This window comes from Cedecea sp. AS113, assembly GCF_037152415.1.
In the GTDB taxonomy this organism is placed as follows: Bacteria; Pseudomonadota; Gammaproteobacteria; order Enterobacterales; family Enterobacteriaceae; genus Cedecea.
The window spans coordinates 171,379-186,974 of sequence record NZ_JBBCMI010000007.1 but is presented as its reverse complement, the minus strand read 5'-3'; the positions used below and the strand labels follow the sequence as shown (position 1 = coordinate 186,974).

Annotated in this window: 16 protein-coding genes; 7 read left to right on the top strand and 9 right to left on the bottom strand. The window is 55.6% G+C overall.

The window, feature by feature from the left end:
* Positions 1-3: 3 nt before the first annotated feature.
* The 3 genes from bamB to WFN87_RS10885 all read left to right on the top strand — a co-directional run bounded on the left by bamB (position 4) and on the right by WFN87_RS10885 (position 3,083).
* Positions 4-1,185, top strand: coding sequence for an outer membrane protein assembly factor BamB (bamB, locus tag WFN87_RS10895; protein ID WP_166871687.1), 1,182 nt, complete (start codon positions 4-6; stop codon positions 1,183-1,185).
* A 123-nt stretch (positions 1,186-1,308) separates the two neighbouring features.
* On the top strand, positions 1,309-2,814 hold the full coding sequence (der, locus tag WFN87_RS10890) for a ribosome biogenesis GTPase Der (protein ID WP_008459404.1): 1,506 nt from the start codon (positions 1,309-1,311) through the stop codon (positions 2,812-2,814).
* A 47-nt stretch (positions 2,815-2,861) separates the two neighbouring features.
* Positions 2,862-3,083, top strand: a complete 222-nt coding sequence (locus WFN87_RS10885; protein ID WP_008459403.1) for a zinc ribbon domain-containing protein — start codon at positions 2,862-2,864, stop codon at positions 3,081-3,083.
* A 5-nt stretch (positions 3,084-3,088) separates the two neighbouring features.
* Here the strand turns inward: WFN87_RS10885 and xseA are convergent, their stop codons facing one another.
* Positions 3,089-4,474: an exodeoxyribonuclease VII large subunit gene (gene xseA, locus WFN87_RS10880; RefSeq protein WP_336981954.1), complete on the bottom strand. Its 1,386-nt coding sequence runs from the start codon at positions 4,472-4,474 to the stop codon at positions 3,089-3,091.
* Between the two features lie 170 nt (positions 4,475-4,644).
* On the opposite strand from xseA, the gene guaB reads away from it, so the two are divergent.
* On the top strand, positions 4,645-6,111 hold the full coding sequence (gene guaB / locus WFN87_RS10875; RefSeq protein WP_008459401.1) for an IMP dehydrogenase: 1,467 nt from the start codon (positions 4,645-4,647) through the stop codon (positions 6,109-6,111).
* Between the two features lie 66 nt (positions 6,112-6,177).
* A complete protein-coding gene (gene guaA, locus WFN87_RS10870) occupies positions 6,178-7,755 on the top strand; it encodes a glutamine-hydrolyzing GMP synthase (RefSeq protein ID WP_336981956.1) in 1,578 nt (525 codons plus the stop codon).
* Between the two features lie 67 nt (positions 7,756-7,822).
* On the opposite strand, the gene WFN87_RS10865 is transcribed toward guaA, so the two are convergent.
* The 4 genes from WFN87_RS10865 to WFN87_RS10850 are packed head-to-tail and all read right to left on the bottom strand — an operon-like array spanning position 7,823 to position 9,742.
* The gene (locus tag WFN87_RS10865; RefSeq protein WP_336981958.1) at positions 7,823-8,230 is read right to left on the bottom strand and encodes a DUF2000 family protein; all 408 of its coding nucleotides are present in this window, start codon (positions 8,228-8,230) and stop codon (positions 7,823-7,825) included.
* Between the two features lie 57 nt (positions 8,231-8,287).
* Entirely contained in the window at positions 8,288-9,136 is an 849-nt protein-coding gene (locus tag WFN87_RS10860) for an AraC family transcriptional regulator (protein ID WP_336981960.1), read from the bottom strand.
* 49 nt (positions 9,137-9,185) lie between these two features.
* Entirely contained in the window at positions 9,186-9,497 is a 312-nt protein-coding gene (locus WFN87_RS10855) for a CcdB family protein (protein ID WP_008459397.1), read from the bottom strand.
* A 2-nt stretch (positions 9,498-9,499) separates the two neighbouring features.
* Positions 9,500-9,742 (bottom strand): type II toxin-antitoxin system CcdA family antitoxin, encoded by a 243-nt coding sequence (locus tag WFN87_RS10850; protein WP_034809527.1) that lies wholly within the window; start codon positions 9,740-9,742, stop codon positions 9,500-9,502.
* Positions 9,743-9,953: 211 nt separating this feature from the next.
* Here WFN87_RS10850 and WFN87_RS10845 point away from each other — a divergent pair, with 211 nt between their 5' ends.
* Positions 9,954-11,159 carry a M24 family metallopeptidase gene (locus WFN87_RS10845; RefSeq protein WP_336981963.1) on the top strand — a complete coding sequence of 402 codons (1,206 nt, stop codon included), beginning with the start codon at positions 9,954-9,956 and terminating at the stop codon, positions 11,157-11,159.
* A gap of 225 nt (positions 11,160-11,384) precedes the next feature.
* Here the strand turns inward: WFN87_RS10845 and WFN87_RS10840 are convergent, their stop codons facing one another.
* On the bottom strand, positions 11,385-11,930 hold the full coding sequence (locus WFN87_RS10840; RefSeq protein WP_166990506.1) for a hypothetical protein: 546 nt from the start codon (positions 11,928-11,930) through the stop codon (positions 11,385-11,387).
* A 154-nt stretch (positions 11,931-12,084) separates the two neighbouring features.
* Entirely contained in the window at positions 12,085-12,702 is a 618-nt protein-coding gene (locus WFN87_RS10835) for a LysE family transporter (protein ID WP_336709017.1), read from the bottom strand.
* A 184-nt stretch (positions 12,703-12,886) separates the two neighbouring features.
* On the opposite strand from WFN87_RS10835, the gene WFN87_RS10830 reads away from it, so the two are divergent.
* Positions 12,887-13,807: a LysR family transcriptional regulator gene (locus WFN87_RS10830; RefSeq protein WP_336981966.1), complete on the top strand. Its 921-nt coding sequence runs from the start codon at positions 12,887-12,889 to the stop codon at positions 13,805-13,807.
* Here the strand turns inward: WFN87_RS10830 and WFN87_RS10825 are convergent.
* Positions 13,801-14,817 carry a S66 family peptidase gene (locus WFN87_RS10825; RefSeq protein WP_336981968.1) on the bottom strand — a complete coding sequence of 339 codons (1,017 nt, stop codon included), beginning with the start codon at positions 14,815-14,817 and terminating at the stop codon, positions 13,801-13,803. The genes WFN87_RS10830 and WFN87_RS10825 overlap by 7 nt on opposite strands.
* A 23-nt stretch (positions 14,818-14,840) precedes the next feature.
* A complete protein-coding gene (locus WFN87_RS10820) occupies positions 14,841-15,347 on the bottom strand; it encodes an AAA family ATPase (RefSeq protein ID WP_336709020.1) in 507 nt (168 codons plus the stop codon).
* Between the last annotated feature and the right edge of the window lie 249 nt (positions 15,348-15,596).

The window sequence follows — 15,596 nt, the reverse complement described above, 5'->3', positions numbered from 1 at the left end:
CCGATGCAATTGCGTAAACTATTTGTGCCTGGGCTGCTCTCCTTGACGCTGCTCAGCGGCTGCTCCCTGTTCAGCGGCGAAGAAGATGTGGTTAAAATGTCCCCGCTGCCAACGGTGGAAAATCAGTTCACTCCGGCAAAAGCGTGGAGCACGTCCGTGGGTGATGGAATCGGTGATTTCTACTCTAACCTGCATCCGGCGTGGCAGGGCAGCACCATTTATGCTGCTGACCGTCGCGGTACCGTGAAAGCGCTGAATGCGGATGACGGCAAAGAAGAGTGGAAGGTCGATCTCTCTGAGAAAACCGGCTTCTTCTCCAGCAATATTCCTGCTCTGCTGTCCGGCGGCCTGACCGTTGACGGCGGCCACGTTTATGTTGGCACCGAAAAAGCGAAAGTCTTCGCCCTGAACACCTCCGACGGCAGCATCGCCTGGCAGGCAAAAGTGGCTGGCGAAGCGCTGTCTCGCCCGGTTGTGAGCGACGGCGTGGTGCTGATTCATACCAGCAACGGTATGCTGCAGGCGCTGAACGAAGCTGACGGCGCGGTAAAATGGAGCGTTAACCTCGATATGCCTGCGCTGTCCCTGCGCGGTGAATCGGCTCCGGCCACCGCCTTTGGTGCCGCTATTGTCGGCGGAGATAACGGCCGCGTAAGCGCCGTGCTGATGCAGCAGGGCCAGCTTATCTGGCAGCAGCGTATCTCCCAGGCGACTGGCGCGACAGAAATTGACCGCCTGAGCGACGTGGATACTACGCCGGTTATCGTGAATGGCGTGGTTTATGCTCTGGCTTACAACGGCAACCTGACGGCGCTGGATCTGCGTTCCGGCCAGATCATGTGGAAACGTGAGATGGGCTCGGTGAACGACTTCATCGTGGACGGGAACCGCATTTACCTGGTGGATCAGAATGACCGCGTTGTTGCGCTGAACGTAGACGGCGGCGTAACGCTGTGGACGCAAAGCGATCTGCTGCACCGCAACCTGACCGCGCCAGTGCTGTACAATGGCTACCTGGTCGTTGGCGACAGCGAAGGCTACATGCACTGGATCAACAACGATGATGGGCGCTTTGTTGCCCAGCAGAAAGTGGACAGCTCCGGCTTCCAGACGACGCCAGTGGTTGCCAGCGACAAACTGCTTATCCAGGCAAAAGACGGCACGCTGTACGCCATCAAACGCTAAACTTGTCGGATAATCGTCACGTTTGAAACGGTTCCCGTAGTTCGGGAGCCGTTTTGGCTTTTTAAAAACAGCCGAAAATTGACGCTGTTTTATTAATAAATTTTGAGTAATGAGGCTTTTATAATGGTACCTGTGGTCGCGCTTGTTGGGCGCCCTAACGTCGGTAAATCGACCCTGTTTAACCGCTTAACGCGTACCCGCGATGCGCTGGTTGCGGATTTTCCGGGGCTGACTCGCGATCGCAAGTACGGTCGTGCGGAAGTCGAAGGCCGCGAGTTTATCTGTATTGATACCGGCGGTATCGATGGCACGGAAGACGGTGTGGAAACGCGCATGGCCGAGCAGTCGCTGCTGGCGATTGAAGAGGCGGATGTTGTGCTGTTCATGGTGGATGCACGTGCGGGCCTGATGCCTGCCGATGAAGCCATCGCTCAGCACCTGCGCTCCCGCCAGAAGCCAACTTTCCTGGTAGCGAACAAGACCGACGGTCTTGACCCGGACCAGGCGGTGATTGACTTCTACTCTCTGGGCCTCGGCGAAATCCACCCGATTGCGGCTTCCCATGGCCGCGGTGTGACCAGCCTGCTGGAACACGTTCTGGTGCCGTGGATGGACGATATCGACCCGCGCGAACAGCCGGCAGAGATGGACGAGGACGAAGCCTACTGGGCCGCGTTTAACGCCAAAAACGGCATTGTGTCCGATGACGAAGAGTTTGAGGAAGAAGAGGAGGAAGAAGCCTTCAATCCTCAGGATCTGCCTATCAAGCTCGCTATCGTTGGCCGTCCTAACGTAGGTAAGTCTACGCTAACTAACCGTATCCTCGGCGAAGAACGCGTTGTCGTTTATGACATGCCGGGCACCACCCGCGACAGCATCTATATCCCGATGGAGCGTGACGAGCGTGAATTCGTGCTGATTGATACTGCGGGCGTGCGTAAGCGCGGGAAAATTACTGACACGGTAGAAAAATTCTCGGTAATCAAAACTCTGCAAGCGATCGAAGATGCGAACGTTGTGCTGCTGGTTATCGATGCCCGCGAAGGCATTTCCGATCAGGATCTCTCGCTGCTGGGCTTCATCCTGAATAGTGGGCGCTCACTGGTTATCGTGGTCAACAAGTGGGATGGCCTGAGCAACGAAGTTCGCGAGCAGGTAAAAGAGACGCTGGACTACCGTCTGGGCTTTATCGACTTCGCCCGTGTGCACTTCATCTCCGCTTTGCACGGCAGCGGCGTAGGTAACCTGTTCGAATCCGTGCGTGAAGCCTACGACAGCTCCACGCGTCGCGTAAGCACCGCGCTGCTGACCCGCATCATGAACATGGCTGCAGAAGACCATCAGCCACCGCTGGTGCGTGGCCGTCGCGTTAAGCTGAAATACGCGCACGCCGGTGGCTATAACCCGCCAATCGTGGTGATTCACGGTAACCAGGTAAAAGACCTGCCGGACTCCTACAAGCGTTATCTGATGAACTACTTCCGCAAATCGCTGGACGTGATGGGGACGCCAATCCGCATTCAGTTCAAGGAAGGGGAAAACCCGTTTGCCGGGAAACGTAACACCCTGACGCCGAACCAGATGCGTAAGCGTAAGCGTCTCATCAAGCACATCAAGAAAAGTAAGTAATTCGGACGGGAGCATTAAGCTCCCGTTTTACTATATGGAGATACCACATGGAACTGAATTGCCCGGCGTGTAAAAGCGAACTGAAACAAACGGACGATGGGGCACACTGCGATGCCTGCGGGAAGGACTTCCGCCTCGAAGCGCTTTGCCCGGACTGCCATAAGCCGCTGCAGGTGTTGAAAGCGTGTGGCGCGGTGGATTATTTCTGCCAGAACGGCCACGGGCTGATTTCTAAAAAGCGCGTGGAATTTATTCCCGCCGCGCTCTGAGTGGCCTATTCATTTTTCGCCGCGGGCTTGCGCTTCCGCGGTGCTTTCACCGGTTTAATGCCCGTGACCTGACTCTCGACCCAGCCATCATCCAGACGCGTGGTTAGCGTGTCCCCAGACTTCACCTGTTTGGTTTTCTTCAGCACTTTGCCGTCTTCGGCGGTGGTCACGCTGTAGCCGCGCGCGAGCGTCGCCAGCGGGCTGACGGCTTCCAGCTGGGCGAGCGCGGTGCCAAAGCGTTGTTTCGTCTGGCTAAGCTGAGCGCTTACTAACTGCGACAGGCGGTATTCCAGCTGCTGTAAGCGAGACTGGGCGCGGTGAATGCGGGGCTGAGGCTGCTGCTGGTTCAGGCGCTGGCTAAGGCGCAGCTGCTGCTGACTCGCCCGGCGCATTTTGCCGTCCATTGCCACGGTCAGACGCTGGCGCAGGCGCTCAAGCGTGGTTTGCTGGCGGGCTAAACGTAGCTGAGGATGCTGCTGCTGCAGGCGGTGGTGTAGCTGGGTAAACCGCCGTGAGCGCTGGGCGAGGTAATAGTCCATCGCCATTTCCATACGCTGCTGCTGGGACTGGATTTGGCGCAGTAACTCCGTCTGATTACGGCTGACGATTTCTGCTGCGGCGGACGGCGTCGGCGCACGTAGATCAGCGACAAAATCGGCGATCGTGACGTCAGTTTCATGCCCTACGGCACTAACAACGGGGATCTTGCTTGCGAAAATTGCCCGCGCAACCCGCTCATCGTTAAAGCTCCACAGGTCTTCCAGCGAGCCGCCGCCGCGCCCGACAATCAGCACGTCACATTCGTTACGCAGGTTGGCTAACTCAATGGCGCGCACAATCTGCAGCGGGGCGTCTGCGCCCTGAACGGCGGTCGGGTAGATGATTGCCGGCAGCGACGGATCGCGGCGCTGTAATACATGCAGCACGTCATGCAGGGCCGCACCAGTTTTAGAGGTAATCACGCCGACCTGGCGAGCCGGAGCGGGCAGGGGCTGCTTGTGCAACGGGTCGAAAAGCCCTTCGGCGCTCAGCTTCTGTTTCAACTGCTCGTACTGCTGCTGCAACAGCCCTTCACCGGCGGGCTGCATGCTTTCGACAATGATCTGGTAGTCGCCGCGCGGTTCGTAAAGCGTGATGTTAGCGCGCACTAACACCTGCTGGCCGTGCTGCGGGCGGAAGGTCACGCGGCGGTTGCTGTTGCGGAACATCGCGCAGCGCACCTGGGCGGTATCGTCCTTTAGCGTGAAGTACCAGTGGCCCGATGAAGGCTGGCTTAAGTTAGAGATTTCACCGCTGATCCAGACCTGCCCCATTTCCTGCTCAAGCAGCAAACGCACCGTCTGATTCAGGCGAGAAACGGTAAAAATTGAGGGGGAATTTTGTGTCGACATGTGAGCTGGATCAAATTCTAAATCAGCAGGTTATTAGGTCGATACTACCTTCCGTTTCGCTATTAGCAAGGAGTTTTGCGAAAAAAGTGTGGATGCAATCGCTTACGCTCTGTATAATGCCGCGGCAATATTTTATCTGTTCTCATTCACCCCCAGGTTGAGATATTGCCATGCTACGTATCGCTAAAGAAGCACTGACGTTTGACGACGTTCTCCTCGTTCCCGCTCATTCCACCGTTCTGCCGAACACGGCCGACCTCAGCACTCAGCTGACCAAAACTATTCGTCTGAATATCCCTATGCTGTCCGCAGCGATGGATACCGTGACGGAAGCGCGTCTGGCTATCGCTCTGGCGCAGGAAGGTGGCCTTGGTTTCATTCACAAAAACATGTCCATTGAGCGCCAGGCTGAAGAAGTTAAGCGCGTGAAGAAACACGAAAGTGGCGTGGTTACTGACCCGCAAACCGTGCTGCCAACCACCACCCTGCGTGAAGTGAAAGAATTAACCGAGCGTAACGGCTTTGCCGGCTACCCGGTCGTCACCGAAGACAACGAGCTGGTGGGTATCATCACCGGTCGTGACGTGCGCTTTGTGACCGACCTGGCCCAGCCAGTTAGCGTGTACATGACCCCGAAAGAGCGTCTGGTTACCGTGAAAGAGGGCGAAGCGCGCGACGTCGTGCTGTCTAAAATGCACGAAAAACGCGTTGAGAAAGCGCTGGTTGTAGACGCTGGCTTCCACCTGCGCGGCATGATCACCGTAAAAGACTTCCAGAAAGCAGAGCGTAAACCTAACGCCTGTAAAGATGAGCAGGGCCGTCTGCGCGTTGGGGCTGCGGTTGGCGCAGGCGCAGGCAACGAAGAGCGCGTTGACGCGCTGGTCGCTGCTGGCGTTGATATTCTGCTGATTGACTCCTCTCACGGCCACTCCGAAGGCGTTCTGCAACGTATTCGTGAAACCCGTGCTAAATATCCTGACCTGCAAATCATCGGCGGTAACGTAGCAACCGCCGCTGGTGCTCGCGCCCTGGCCGAAGCTGGCTGTAGCGCGGTGAAGGTTGGGATCGGTCCTGGCTCCATCTGTACCACTCGTATTGTTACCGGCGTAGGTGTACCGCAGATCACCGCCGTGGCTGACGCGGTTGAAGCGCTGGAAGGCACCGGTATTCCGGTTATCGCTGACGGCGGTATCCGCTTCTCCGGTGACATCGCGAAAGCCATCGCCGCTGGCGCAGCTGCCGTAATGGTTGGCGGTATGCTGGCAGGTACCGAAGAGTCTCCGGGCGAAATCGAACTGTACCAGGGCCGTGCGTTCAAATCCTACCGCGGCATGGGTTCTCTGGGCGCGATGTCCAAAGGCTCTTCTGACCGTTACTTCCAGACCGACAACGCTGCAGACAAACTGGTGCCGGAAGGTATCGAAGGTCGCGTAGCGTACAAAGGCCGTCTGAAAGAGATCGTTCACCAGCAGATGGGCGGCCTGCGTTCCTGCATGGGCCTGACCGGCTGTGGTACTATCGACCTGCTGCGCACCAAAGCAGAATTCGTACGTATCAGCGGCGCGGGCATCCAGGAAAGCCACGTTCATGACGTGACGATCACCAAAGAGTCCCCGAACTACCGTATGGGTTCTTAATCTTTATGCACCCGGCTTTATGCCGGGTGTTTTTGTTTTGTATCACTTGCCTCGGAATTAACGTCAATGACGGAAAACATTCATAAACATCGCATTTTGATCCTCGACTTCGGCTCTCAGTACACTCAGCTGGTGGCGCGCCGCGTCCGTGAGCTGGGCGTTTACTGCGAACTGTGGGCCTGGGATGTTACCGAAGCTCAAATTCGTGAGTTCAACCCAAGCGGCATCATCCTTTCCGGCGGCCCGGAAAGCACTACCGAAGCAAACAGCCCGCGTGCACCTGAGTACGTGTTCGAAGCCGGTGTGCCGGTGTTCGGCGTTTGCTACGGCATGCAGACCATGGCCATGCAGCTGGGCGGCCACGTTGAAAGCTCTACCGAGCGTGAATTCGGCTACGCGCAGGTAGAAGTGAAAACCGACAGCGCGCTGGTTCGCGGCATCGAAGACTCCCTGAGCGCAGCCGGTCAACCGCTGCTGGACGTCTGGATGAGCCACGGCGACAAAGTCACCGCCATCCCGTCTGACTTCGTGACCGTTGCCAGCACCGAAACCTGCCCGTTTGCCATTATGGCCAACGAAGAAAAACGCTTCTACGGCGTGCAGTTCCACCCGGAAGTGACCCACACCCGTCAGGGCCAGCGTCTGCTGGAGCGTTTTGTGCTGGAAATCTGCGGCTGTGAAGCGCTGTGGACCCCGGCAAAAATCATCGAAGATGCTATCGTTCGCATCCGCGAGCAGGTGGGTGATGACAAGGTTATCCTCGGCCTGTCCGGCGGCGTTGACTCCTCCGTGACCGCGATGCTGCTGCACCGCGCCATCGGCAAAAACCTGACCTGCGTGTTCGTGGACAACGGCCTGCTGCGCCTGAACGAAGCCCAGCAGGTGATGGACATGTTCGGCGACCACTTCGGCCTGAACATCGTTCACGTTGAAGGCGAAAACCGCTTCCTGAGCGCGCTGGCGGGCGAAAACGACCCGGAAGCCAAGCGTAAGATAATCGGCCGCGTGTTCGTGGAAGTGTTCGACGAAGAAGCGCTGAAGCTGGAAGACGTTAAATGGCTGGCGCAGGGCACCATCTACCCTGACGTTATCGAGTCTGCGGCCTCCGCGACCGGGAAAGCACACGTCATCAAATCTCACCACAACGTGGGCGGCCTGCCGAAAGAGATGAAGATGGGCCTGGTTGAGCCGCTGCGCGAGCTGTTCAAAGACGAAGTGCGTAAGATCGGTCTCGAGCTGGGCCTGCCGTACGACATGCTTTACCGCCACCCGTTCCCAGGCCCAGGCCTTGGCGTTCGCGTGCTGGGCGAAGTGAAGAAAGAGTACTGCGACCTGCTGCGCCGCGCCGACGCTATCTTCATCGAAGAGCTGCACAAAGCCGACCTGTACAACAAAGTGAGCCAGGCGTTCACCGTGTTCCTGCCGGTCCGTTCCGTGGGCGTAATGGGCGATGGCCGCAAGTACGACTGGGTTGTTTCCCTCCGTGCGGTAGAAACCATCGACTTCATGACCGCACACTGGGCGCACCTGCCGTATGACTTCCTCGGCCGCGTGTCCAACCGCATCATCAACGAAGTGAACGGCATCTCCCGCGTGGTTTACGATATCTCCGGCAAGCCGCCGGCGACGATTGAGTGGGAATAATCACTCTCTTAATTGACTAGATGTGCTGAAAGCCCGCGATTGCGGGCTTTTTTATATTTGTCTTCCCTTACTTATGCAGCTTCATCCCTTTTATCACCTTATCCACCATCTTCTTCGGGCCGCGCATTGCCAGGCCGACCAGGTTCATGCTGTCGGCATCTTCCGCTTTGAACACTTCCCGGTTGGCTGCATCATGCCCGGTGGAAAACATGGCGTGCACGTATGGGATCAGGGTTAGCTCGCGCTCCAGGCCTTTACGGTGAGCGGTTTGCAGCCCGGCGAGATCGGATTCGAAAATCAGCATCGGCTGGCCGGACAAATTGCCGTATTCGCGGCCTTTCGCATCTATGTAGGGCGCGCCCATGATTTCCGGGGAGGAGGCGGCCACGCCGGTGCCGAGAAACGCCACCACGTTCAGGCGCTGCCAGGTGGGTAAATCGTCGCGTACGATAAAGGCAATTTTGGTATCAAACATCTGTCCTGCTTCTCCGTTCATCTTTCTGAGAAAGCATCATCGAAGATAACAGGGCGGTCAGTATAGAACGTTTGTGCAGCGGCGCTGGTAAGCGACAGGGGAGAGGCGATAGGCGCGCTGGAACCAGCGTCCCATATGGCTTTGGTCGGCAAATCCGGTTTGTGAGGCGACCAGCGCTGGCTCTTTCCCCTGCGCCAGCAGCGAACGGGCAGTGCGCAGGCGGAGTCGCACCAGGTAAGCGTGGGGCGACTGGCCAAATGCCTGCTTAAACTGGCGGTTGAGCCGGAACCTGTCGATGCCGGAGTGCAGCGCGAGTTCGTCGAGGCCGATGTCCAGATGCATACGATCGTGAAGATAATTCCGGACTTCATGCATTTGCCGAAGCGCATCGTTTGAGGTGGAAGGCGGCCTGAGGCTGATGTGACGAGAAAGCAGGGCGATAAGGTGGTCGAGCGTCTGGTCGCGGGCGAGTCGCCCTTCGCGATGGTGAACGGCAAAAAACGCCTGCTGAATAGCAATGCTTAGCTGCGGGTCGTCCGCCAGGGTGTTATGGAAAGCGGCTTCCAGCGTGGCGATGTTGCCCAGCCCGCGGCGCTGCATGTGCTCGCCCACCCAGACTTGCGGCAGGTAGAGCATCGCGTAAGTAAAGCCTTCGGCTTCGGGAGCGTGGCCGTCGTGCACCGCGCCGGGTTCAATCAGAATGGCTCTGCCCGGATGGCTGGTGTGCGTGGTGCGGTGGCAGTTAAAGCGCTGGAGCCCCTGCTGCGTAACGCCGACAAGCACTTCGTCGTGATCGTGCGCGTCGTAAGCGTGGCCGGAGAAATGGGCGTTAATGCTCTCGATGCCGCTCTCTTCATCGCGATTGATATCAACCCAGTCGCTGCTTGTTTTGTCGCGCGTTATCATCAATCAGGCCTCGCTTTAAAACGAATTCGGTTTCCGAAAGAGGAGCAGGCTACTCGATGCCATAGAAAAGGAAGTTAAGCGCCGCTTTTATTGTATTTTCATGTTCAGCCGCGCTGCAGTGTTCTGCGCCCAGGACCCGTTCAGGGATGCTCGCGAGTTCATGAGTCATCACAATAAAATCTTCACCGGCCAGATGAATGGATGGGGTGAGTTTGTCCGTGCGTGGCCCTTTATAGTTTTCAGCAGGGAATAAAGGAATGACGACTCGGGTGTTTCTACGCCCAATGATGTTGCTCTGAACATTCAATAAATACGGGTAAGCCGTTGGCTTTCCCGTATTTTTGTAGACGGTGAATTGCATGATTAGAACGTCCTGTAGGTGTCGGATAAAAGGCCGTTTTCTTCCGTGAGCTGGTTCAGATAGTCGATTGCGGCTTCGTTTTCTTTCTTCCAGCGAGCGGCTTCAATCTCCTTGATTTCGGCTTTTAGCGCTTTACGCAACGTTTGTGACAAGTTGATTCCTGCCGCTTTGGCTTCCTGAATCAGATCTGGCTCCAGTGTGACGGTGACGGTTTTTTTCACTCGTATACTTGCTGATGCAGGCATGGCTCCTCCTCAAGAACTGTGCTTTTGTATGTGTTAATAACGCATACAGTAGCACATATACTGTATGGCTAAAATATCACCAAATGTCTTTGGTTAAAAATCGACTTCATGTCCGGGTTTCAAGCCCGCTATATAAATCCCGATTGATCTGTTAAAACATCTGGCGATCCGACTCCGGCAAAAGTTAAACAAGACTGAGGTAACGAGCACCATGAATAAAGCAGATCATCTCCAGGCAGTCACGGCCAAAGCCAGGGCGATCATGGCACGGAACAATATCGAGGCTTTGGTGGTGACCACCCCGGACAACTTTTGCCATGTCACCGGGTTAGCCAGTTTCTTTATGTACACCTTCCGCCACACCGGCGCGGCGCTGGCGGTCATTTTCCGGGATGAGAAGCTGCCTTCGTTGATCGTGATGAACGAGTTTGAGGCGGCTGGCCTGCAGTTTGATCTGGCGAACTATGAGCTGAAGACCTTCCCGGTTTGGGTGGATGTCGACGAGCCTTTTAACCCGCAGCGGGTGGTGAAAGAGCGGCCGATTGGCCCACCGGTGGAGGCCGTTTTCAAGCTGCTCAAGTCCACATTGGCGGATGCGGGCGTGCTGGATAAAAACATCGCTATCGAGCTGAATGCGATGAGCAACGGCGGCAAGCAGACGCTGGATAAGGTGATCCCGAATCTACGGCTGGTGGACTCCACGGCAATCTTTAATGAGCTACGGATGGTCAAAAGCCCGTGGGAGATAGCCTTCCTGCGTAAAAGCGCGCAGATCACCGAGTATGGCATCAGTGAAGCTTTTAAGACGATTGGCGTGGGCTGTTCGGCGTGGGATCTCACCGCCGCCTACAAAGCAGCCGTGATGCAGCACCCGGAGACCAACCTGTCGCGCTTCCATTTGATCTCGGTGGGCGATGATTTTGCCCCAAAACTCATCCCGAGCCGCGAACCCGTTAAACCGGGGGATTTGATCAAATTTGACTGCGGCGTGGATGTCGCCGGGTACGGGGCGGATTTGGCGCGAACCGTGGTGTTCGGGCAGCCAACGGCCATGGCCGAGCGAATCTACCAAACCATTTTGCAGGGCCACGAGCATATGCTCAGCCTGATTGGCCCGGGCATAAAGCTCAGCCATGTGTTTAACGACACGATGAGTAAAATCAAGGCCAATGGCTTGCCGCACTATAATCGCGGCCATTTAGGGCACGGCGATGGGCTGTTCTTAGGCCTGGAAGAGGCGCCGTTCGTGAGCGCTGCGGCAACCGAAACCTTCGAACCGGGCATGGTCTTTAGCGTGGAAACGCCTTACTACGGCATCGGCGTCGGGGCGATCATGCTGGAAGATATGTTGCTCATCACCGATGACGGCTATGAATTGTTTAGCCAGTTACCGAGGACGCTACAGCGTTTTGAGTAAGCTTAATTCGGGGCATTAAGATGCCCCGTTAATCTCTTAATTAAGATATTATTGTGAATTCGTATTGTCAGCTTTGCTAAATTAATTATCTTAATTTTGTAATGGTTGGATAGTACATTGCATTATTAAAAATAAAGGAACCTGCGAGATTAATTTGTACATAAAGGGATTGTAAATAATGCCCGATAATACCAAGCGGTTCCTTTAGGTCAAAAATAACGGATTTTAGTATAAGCGGCTGACATCTACCATTTTTGCATGGGCGAGAGAATATTCAGCAGGCCTCAGTCTCATTCTTTGCTTAGCTAAATTCATTGCCTGCTGACTGGCGCCAGAAAAATCCTTCGGATTTTGCCCCTCGGAGATACCGCAGCCTTTTTGATAGTGAAAGTTGAATGTTTTGGGGATAACGCCAGAGTAATACTCATTTGAATACTCGGCGCTGCCTCCCTGCGCTTTGATAAAGCTGACAATATCATTCCCTATGTGGCTGCTGGGAGGGGAACACCGGACGTAGCTTTGTTTACCGTCGCCGCCAAAGACCGTTGCTTTAAGGCTGCTCATGCTGATGTTTTTAGCGGCTAAAGCATTCTTAATTTCTCTTAAATTTTGCTGCAGCCCGACTTCTGAATCAAAATGCGCGCAGAGAAGGTAATCATGCTGCTCTGATACGGCATAAAGCCCCAGGCAGGTTTGTATTGCCGGCATGGAAAGATCAAGCCCTTCTTTTTTGAACAGACCATATTGGCCCTGTAATACGACGACTCTCATATAATTAATTTCCCTATTAGATGAAATACCCGCGCAAAGAATATAGCAATCTAAAAAGAATGACACGTAACCATTAGTGAGATATTTCTGTAAAACGCCAGATGCCGAATCAGAATAAATACAGAGCAATCGGGCGTAAATAACTTGTCCTGCCTCAGCTAAAAAATGCCAGCTTCACCGCAAATATCGCCAGGAACAGGCCGGTGGCTTTCCCCAGCAGATAAACCATGCCCGGCCGCGAACGCACTTTCTCTGCAAGCGAAGTCGTCAGGAAGATCATTATCGAACAGTAGATAAAGGTCAGCGCGGCGGCAGTACCGGCCAGAATAGCGAACGTCGGGATCCCCAGGCTGCGCGCCGGGTCGATAAACAGCGGCAGAAACATCACGTAAAACAGAATGGGTTTGGGGTTCATCAGAGTAATGACCATGCCCTGCAAAAACGGCGTTCTTTTACCGGTCACCGGCGGCGGCGGGGCGCTGGTTTTCGCTTTCATCAGCAGCTGCACACCCATCCATAGCAGGTAAGCGGCACCCAGCCACTTGATGACCTGGAAAGCATGCGGCGAGGATTCGAGCAGTGCAGCCACGCCCGCGATAGCCAGCCACAGCAGCACCTGGTCACCCAGAATAATCCCCATCAGGCAGAGATAGCCGCTGCGCGCGCCGCCTTTGCTGGCGCTGGTGATCAGGATCAGATTCCCGGGGCCGGGAATGATTAACAGCAGGATGAAAGAGACGACAAAGGTGCCGTAATGAATGATGCCGGGCATGCTCAGGTTTTCCTTAAAGTGCTTAGTTCAGATGATGCATTCTTGCTTTTATGCGCCGTACTGGCTGGCTTTATGATGGGAAGGAAGGCCGGTAGGCGGCAACCGAAAAGCGTGATATGTTTTCCTTATCTATGAAGAATTTCGATTTGTCGAAAGCTGCTCTTTCCAATAACTGACTGAAAATATGGCCGGAATAAAGCTAAATCAGCTGGAAATGCTGATAGCCGTAGTGGAAAACAATGGTTTCAGCGCCGCAGCCGCAGCATTGGGCTGTACTCAGTCGCGCATCAGCCATGCGATTGCCGAACTGGAAAAACAGCTAAATGTGCGCCTGCTGCATCGCTCGCGCAGCGGCTGCGTGCCGACTGCCGCCTGCATGCAAATCCTCAAAGATGCGAAAAAAATCATGCAGCTTCTGGACGGTATTGAGCAGACAGCGGCGGAAGCGCCGCAGCTTGCCGGGCGCGTGCGGGTGGCCTGCTTCCGCAGCGCGATGGCGAACCTGTTGCCGCCTTACTTTGAGGCGCTGGCCACGGCGCTGCCCGATATTCATCTGGATATTGATGACAGCGCGACGGAATACCATCACCTCAACGACGCGGTGGTGTCCGGGCGGGCGGATATCGGCATTACCATTCAGGGCTACACGGACTCGCTGCACGGCGTGCCGTACATCAGCGATCCTTACGTACTGATGCTGCCCCGCAGCTTCCGCCTGCGGCAGCCTTTTAGCTGGCAGCAGCTGGAAAACCTGCCGTTTATCCAGCCGAACGCCAACACCTTAAGCCCCGCCGTGGAGCGCTGCCGTGAGATGGGGCTGCGTAATGAGGTGGTGCATAAGCTGGCCAGCGACAGCGGGATAGTCGGGCTGGTGAATCAGGGCCTGGGGTTTTCCATTATGCCGTGGCTGTCGGTGCTGCCGGTGCCGGAGAATATGCGCATTCTGGATTTGCCCCAGCCGCTGCGCCGCCATTTATTCATCGTCACCCGCCCCGAGCTGCGCCATGACAGAGTGATCGCCACGCTGATTAATTTCCTGCGCGATAAGGCGCTGATCCGCACGACCAGCGTCTGGCGCTCGGGCATGCTGGCTTTCGATTACTGATTGGCTTCCAGCCACTGGCTGGTCAGGGATATGGCCTGAGTGTCAAAGTCGATGCGCATCCGCACCCCGAGCGGGAGCGTCAGCATCGGGTGTGTGTGGCAGCAGTCAAAATCAGAGACGAGGGGGATCTCGCGGCCATTCAGCACTTCCCTCAGGATGTGCAGCGGCGTTTTTCCGCTGTCCTGGTCGTCAAACAGCTCGTGTCTGCCGAGCACAATGGCGGCGATGTGGTCGAACACGCCGCACAGTAAAAGATGGGAAAACTCCCTCTCCAGCTCAGCCGCGCTTTGCAGGCTGTCCTCGATAAACAGAATATCTCCCCGGTTGATATCGGGCATGTATTCGCTGCCCCAGATGCCGTAAAGCGTATTCAGGTTGCCGCCAATGACGCGGCCTTCTACCTTGCCTGTGCCCTCGAAGCACCAACTGCCCGGACGCAGAGTTTTCGCCCGGGATTGTGTTTCCCAGTCGAGCATTTCCTCGGTCCACGCTGCGGGCTGGCTCAGCGTGTACGGCAGTGCCTGAGGCCGGCTGAGAATATTGAGGAAATAGTCAAACGTGCTGTCGACCAGCGGAGGGAACTCACCCAAAGAAGCCACCACCGCCGGGCCATAAAAGGTAATCAGCCCAGTTCTTTGATAGATGCTCGCCAGCAGCGCGGTTACGTCCGAATAGCCGATGATGATTTTGGGATCTTTCATCAGCTGCGCGTAGTCGATATAAGGCAGCAGCGAGTTGCTGTTTAAGCCGCCGATGGCCGAAATAATGCAGCGCACGTTCGGGTCATGCAAAAGGGCATTAAACTCATCCGCCCGCTCGCGAATGGAGCCAGAACGCCAGTAATCCTTTTTGCCTGTCAGGCTGCCTTCCTGCAGACAGAACCCCTGCGACTCAATAAATGCTTTTGCCCTTTGGTAGCGCTGTGGGGCAAACGCGGTGGCCGCCGATGAGGGGGAAAACACGGCGATCGTGTCCCCCCCCGTTAATGGGCGGGCATAAATCTGCGGCATGGCGGCTTCTCCCTGTGGGTCAGTTATCGGCTGGCGGTAGCCGGGAAAACAAACTCAAACTCTTCCTGTTCAAACTCATCGGGCGCTTCCCACAGGCTGCTGGCGACTTCAAAAATCTCGTCCGGCACGACCATCGAGAAGGTTTCACCTTGTTCGGTATTGCGGCGCTGTACGCGCTCGCGGCGAACGCTTTTGGGCGCGTCGAGGACGTGTACGCAAAACGGAATGCCTTCTTCCTGCAGCTGGCGTAGCAGGGCTAACCTTGGGCCTTGCTGAATTAGGCCCAGCTCCAGCGCAATGCTGTTGGTGGCAAGCACCGTGCGGGCATAGCTCAGGATAAGCGCAATCAGCCGGTCTTTTCGTTCCACATACCAGGGCACAAAATTTCCGGCCGGGCGGTCGGGGCTGTAGAGCCGCACGAACCACTCGTCCAGCGCGATGTGGGTAAACCCGTCGGTTTTGGCCAGGGCTTTAGCGTAGGTCGATTTACCCGCACCAACCGGGCCTTCAATAAAGTGTATTTGGTTCATCGGATAAGCTTTTTGTAGGAGGAATTATCAGGCGCGTTTTGTCGCGTACTTAACGATAGTAGCGTGAGAAATGGCTTTTAAATAGCTACCTCATTTGTTGTTTTTATATGATATAACCATATTTTTTACGAGGTTAAGGGCTGGCAATTCCTGGCATAATTTTGAAATTTGTGAAGGATTTTTCTGTAATTCCCCTCTCTCTGCCAGGGAGAGGGGAAAAACAGAAGCGACGCTGTGGCTGAGTGAAAC

What these genes read in the sequence shown, in the direction of transcription:
- bamB (WP_166871687.1), top strand. Translation starts at nt 4, where the DNA reads ATGCAATTGCGTAAACTATTTGTGCCTGGGCTGCTCTCCTTGACGCTG.
- der (WP_008459404.1), top strand. Translation starts at nt 1,309, where the DNA reads ATGGTACCTGTGGTCGCGCTTGTTGGGCGCCCTAACGTCGGTAAATCG.
- WFN87_RS10885 (WP_008459403.1), top strand. Translation starts at nt 2,862, where the DNA reads ATGGAACTGAATTGCCCGGCGTGTAAAAGCGAACTGAAACAAACGGAC.
- xseA (WP_336981954.1), bottom strand. Translation starts at nt 4,474, where the DNA reads ATGTCGACACAAAATTCCCCCTCAATTTTTACCGTTTCTCGCCTGAAT.
- guaB (WP_008459401.1), top strand. Translation starts at nt 4,645, where the DNA reads ATGCTACGTATCGCTAAAGAAGCACTGACGTTTGACGACGTTCTCCTC.
- guaA (WP_336981956.1), top strand. Translation starts at nt 6,178, where the DNA reads ATGACGGAAAACATTCATAAACATCGCATTTTGATCCTCGACTTCGGC.
- WFN87_RS10865 (WP_336981958.1), bottom strand. Translation starts at nt 8,230, where the DNA reads ATGTTTGATACCAAAATTGCCTTTATCGTACGCGACGATTTACCCACC.
- WFN87_RS10860 (WP_336981960.1), bottom strand. Translation starts at nt 9,136, where the DNA reads ATGATAACGCGCGACAAAACAAGCAGCGACTGGGTTGATATCAATCGC.
- WFN87_RS10855 (WP_008459397.1), bottom strand. Translation starts at nt 9,497, where the DNA reads ATGCAATTCACCGTCTACAAAAATACGGGAAAGCCAACGGCTTACCCG.
- WFN87_RS10850 (WP_034809527.1), bottom strand. Translation starts at nt 9,742, where the DNA reads ATGCCTGCATCAGCAAGTATACGAGTGAAAAAAACCGTCACCGTCACA.
- WFN87_RS10845 (WP_336981963.1), top strand. Translation starts at nt 9,954, where the DNA reads ATGAATAAAGCAGATCATCTCCAGGCAGTCACGGCCAAAGCCAGGGCG.
- WFN87_RS10840 (WP_166990506.1), bottom strand. Translation starts at nt 11,930, where the DNA reads ATGAGAGTCGTCGTATTACAGGGCCAATATGGTCTGTTCAAAAAAGAA.
- WFN87_RS10835 (WP_336709017.1), bottom strand. Translation starts at nt 12,702, where the DNA reads ATGCCCGGCATCATTCATTACGGCACCTTTGTCGTCTCTTTCATCCTG.
- WFN87_RS10830 (WP_336981966.1), top strand. Translation starts at nt 12,887, where the DNA reads ATGGCCGGAATAAAGCTAAATCAGCTGGAAATGCTGATAGCCGTAGTG.
- WFN87_RS10825 (WP_336981968.1), bottom strand. Translation starts at nt 14,817, where the DNA reads ATGCCGCAGATTTATGCCCGCCCATTAACGGGGGGGGACACGATCGCC.
- WFN87_RS10820 (WP_336709020.1), bottom strand. Translation starts at nt 15,347, where the DNA reads ATGAACCAAATACACTTTATTGAAGGCCCGGTTGGTGCGGGTAAATCG.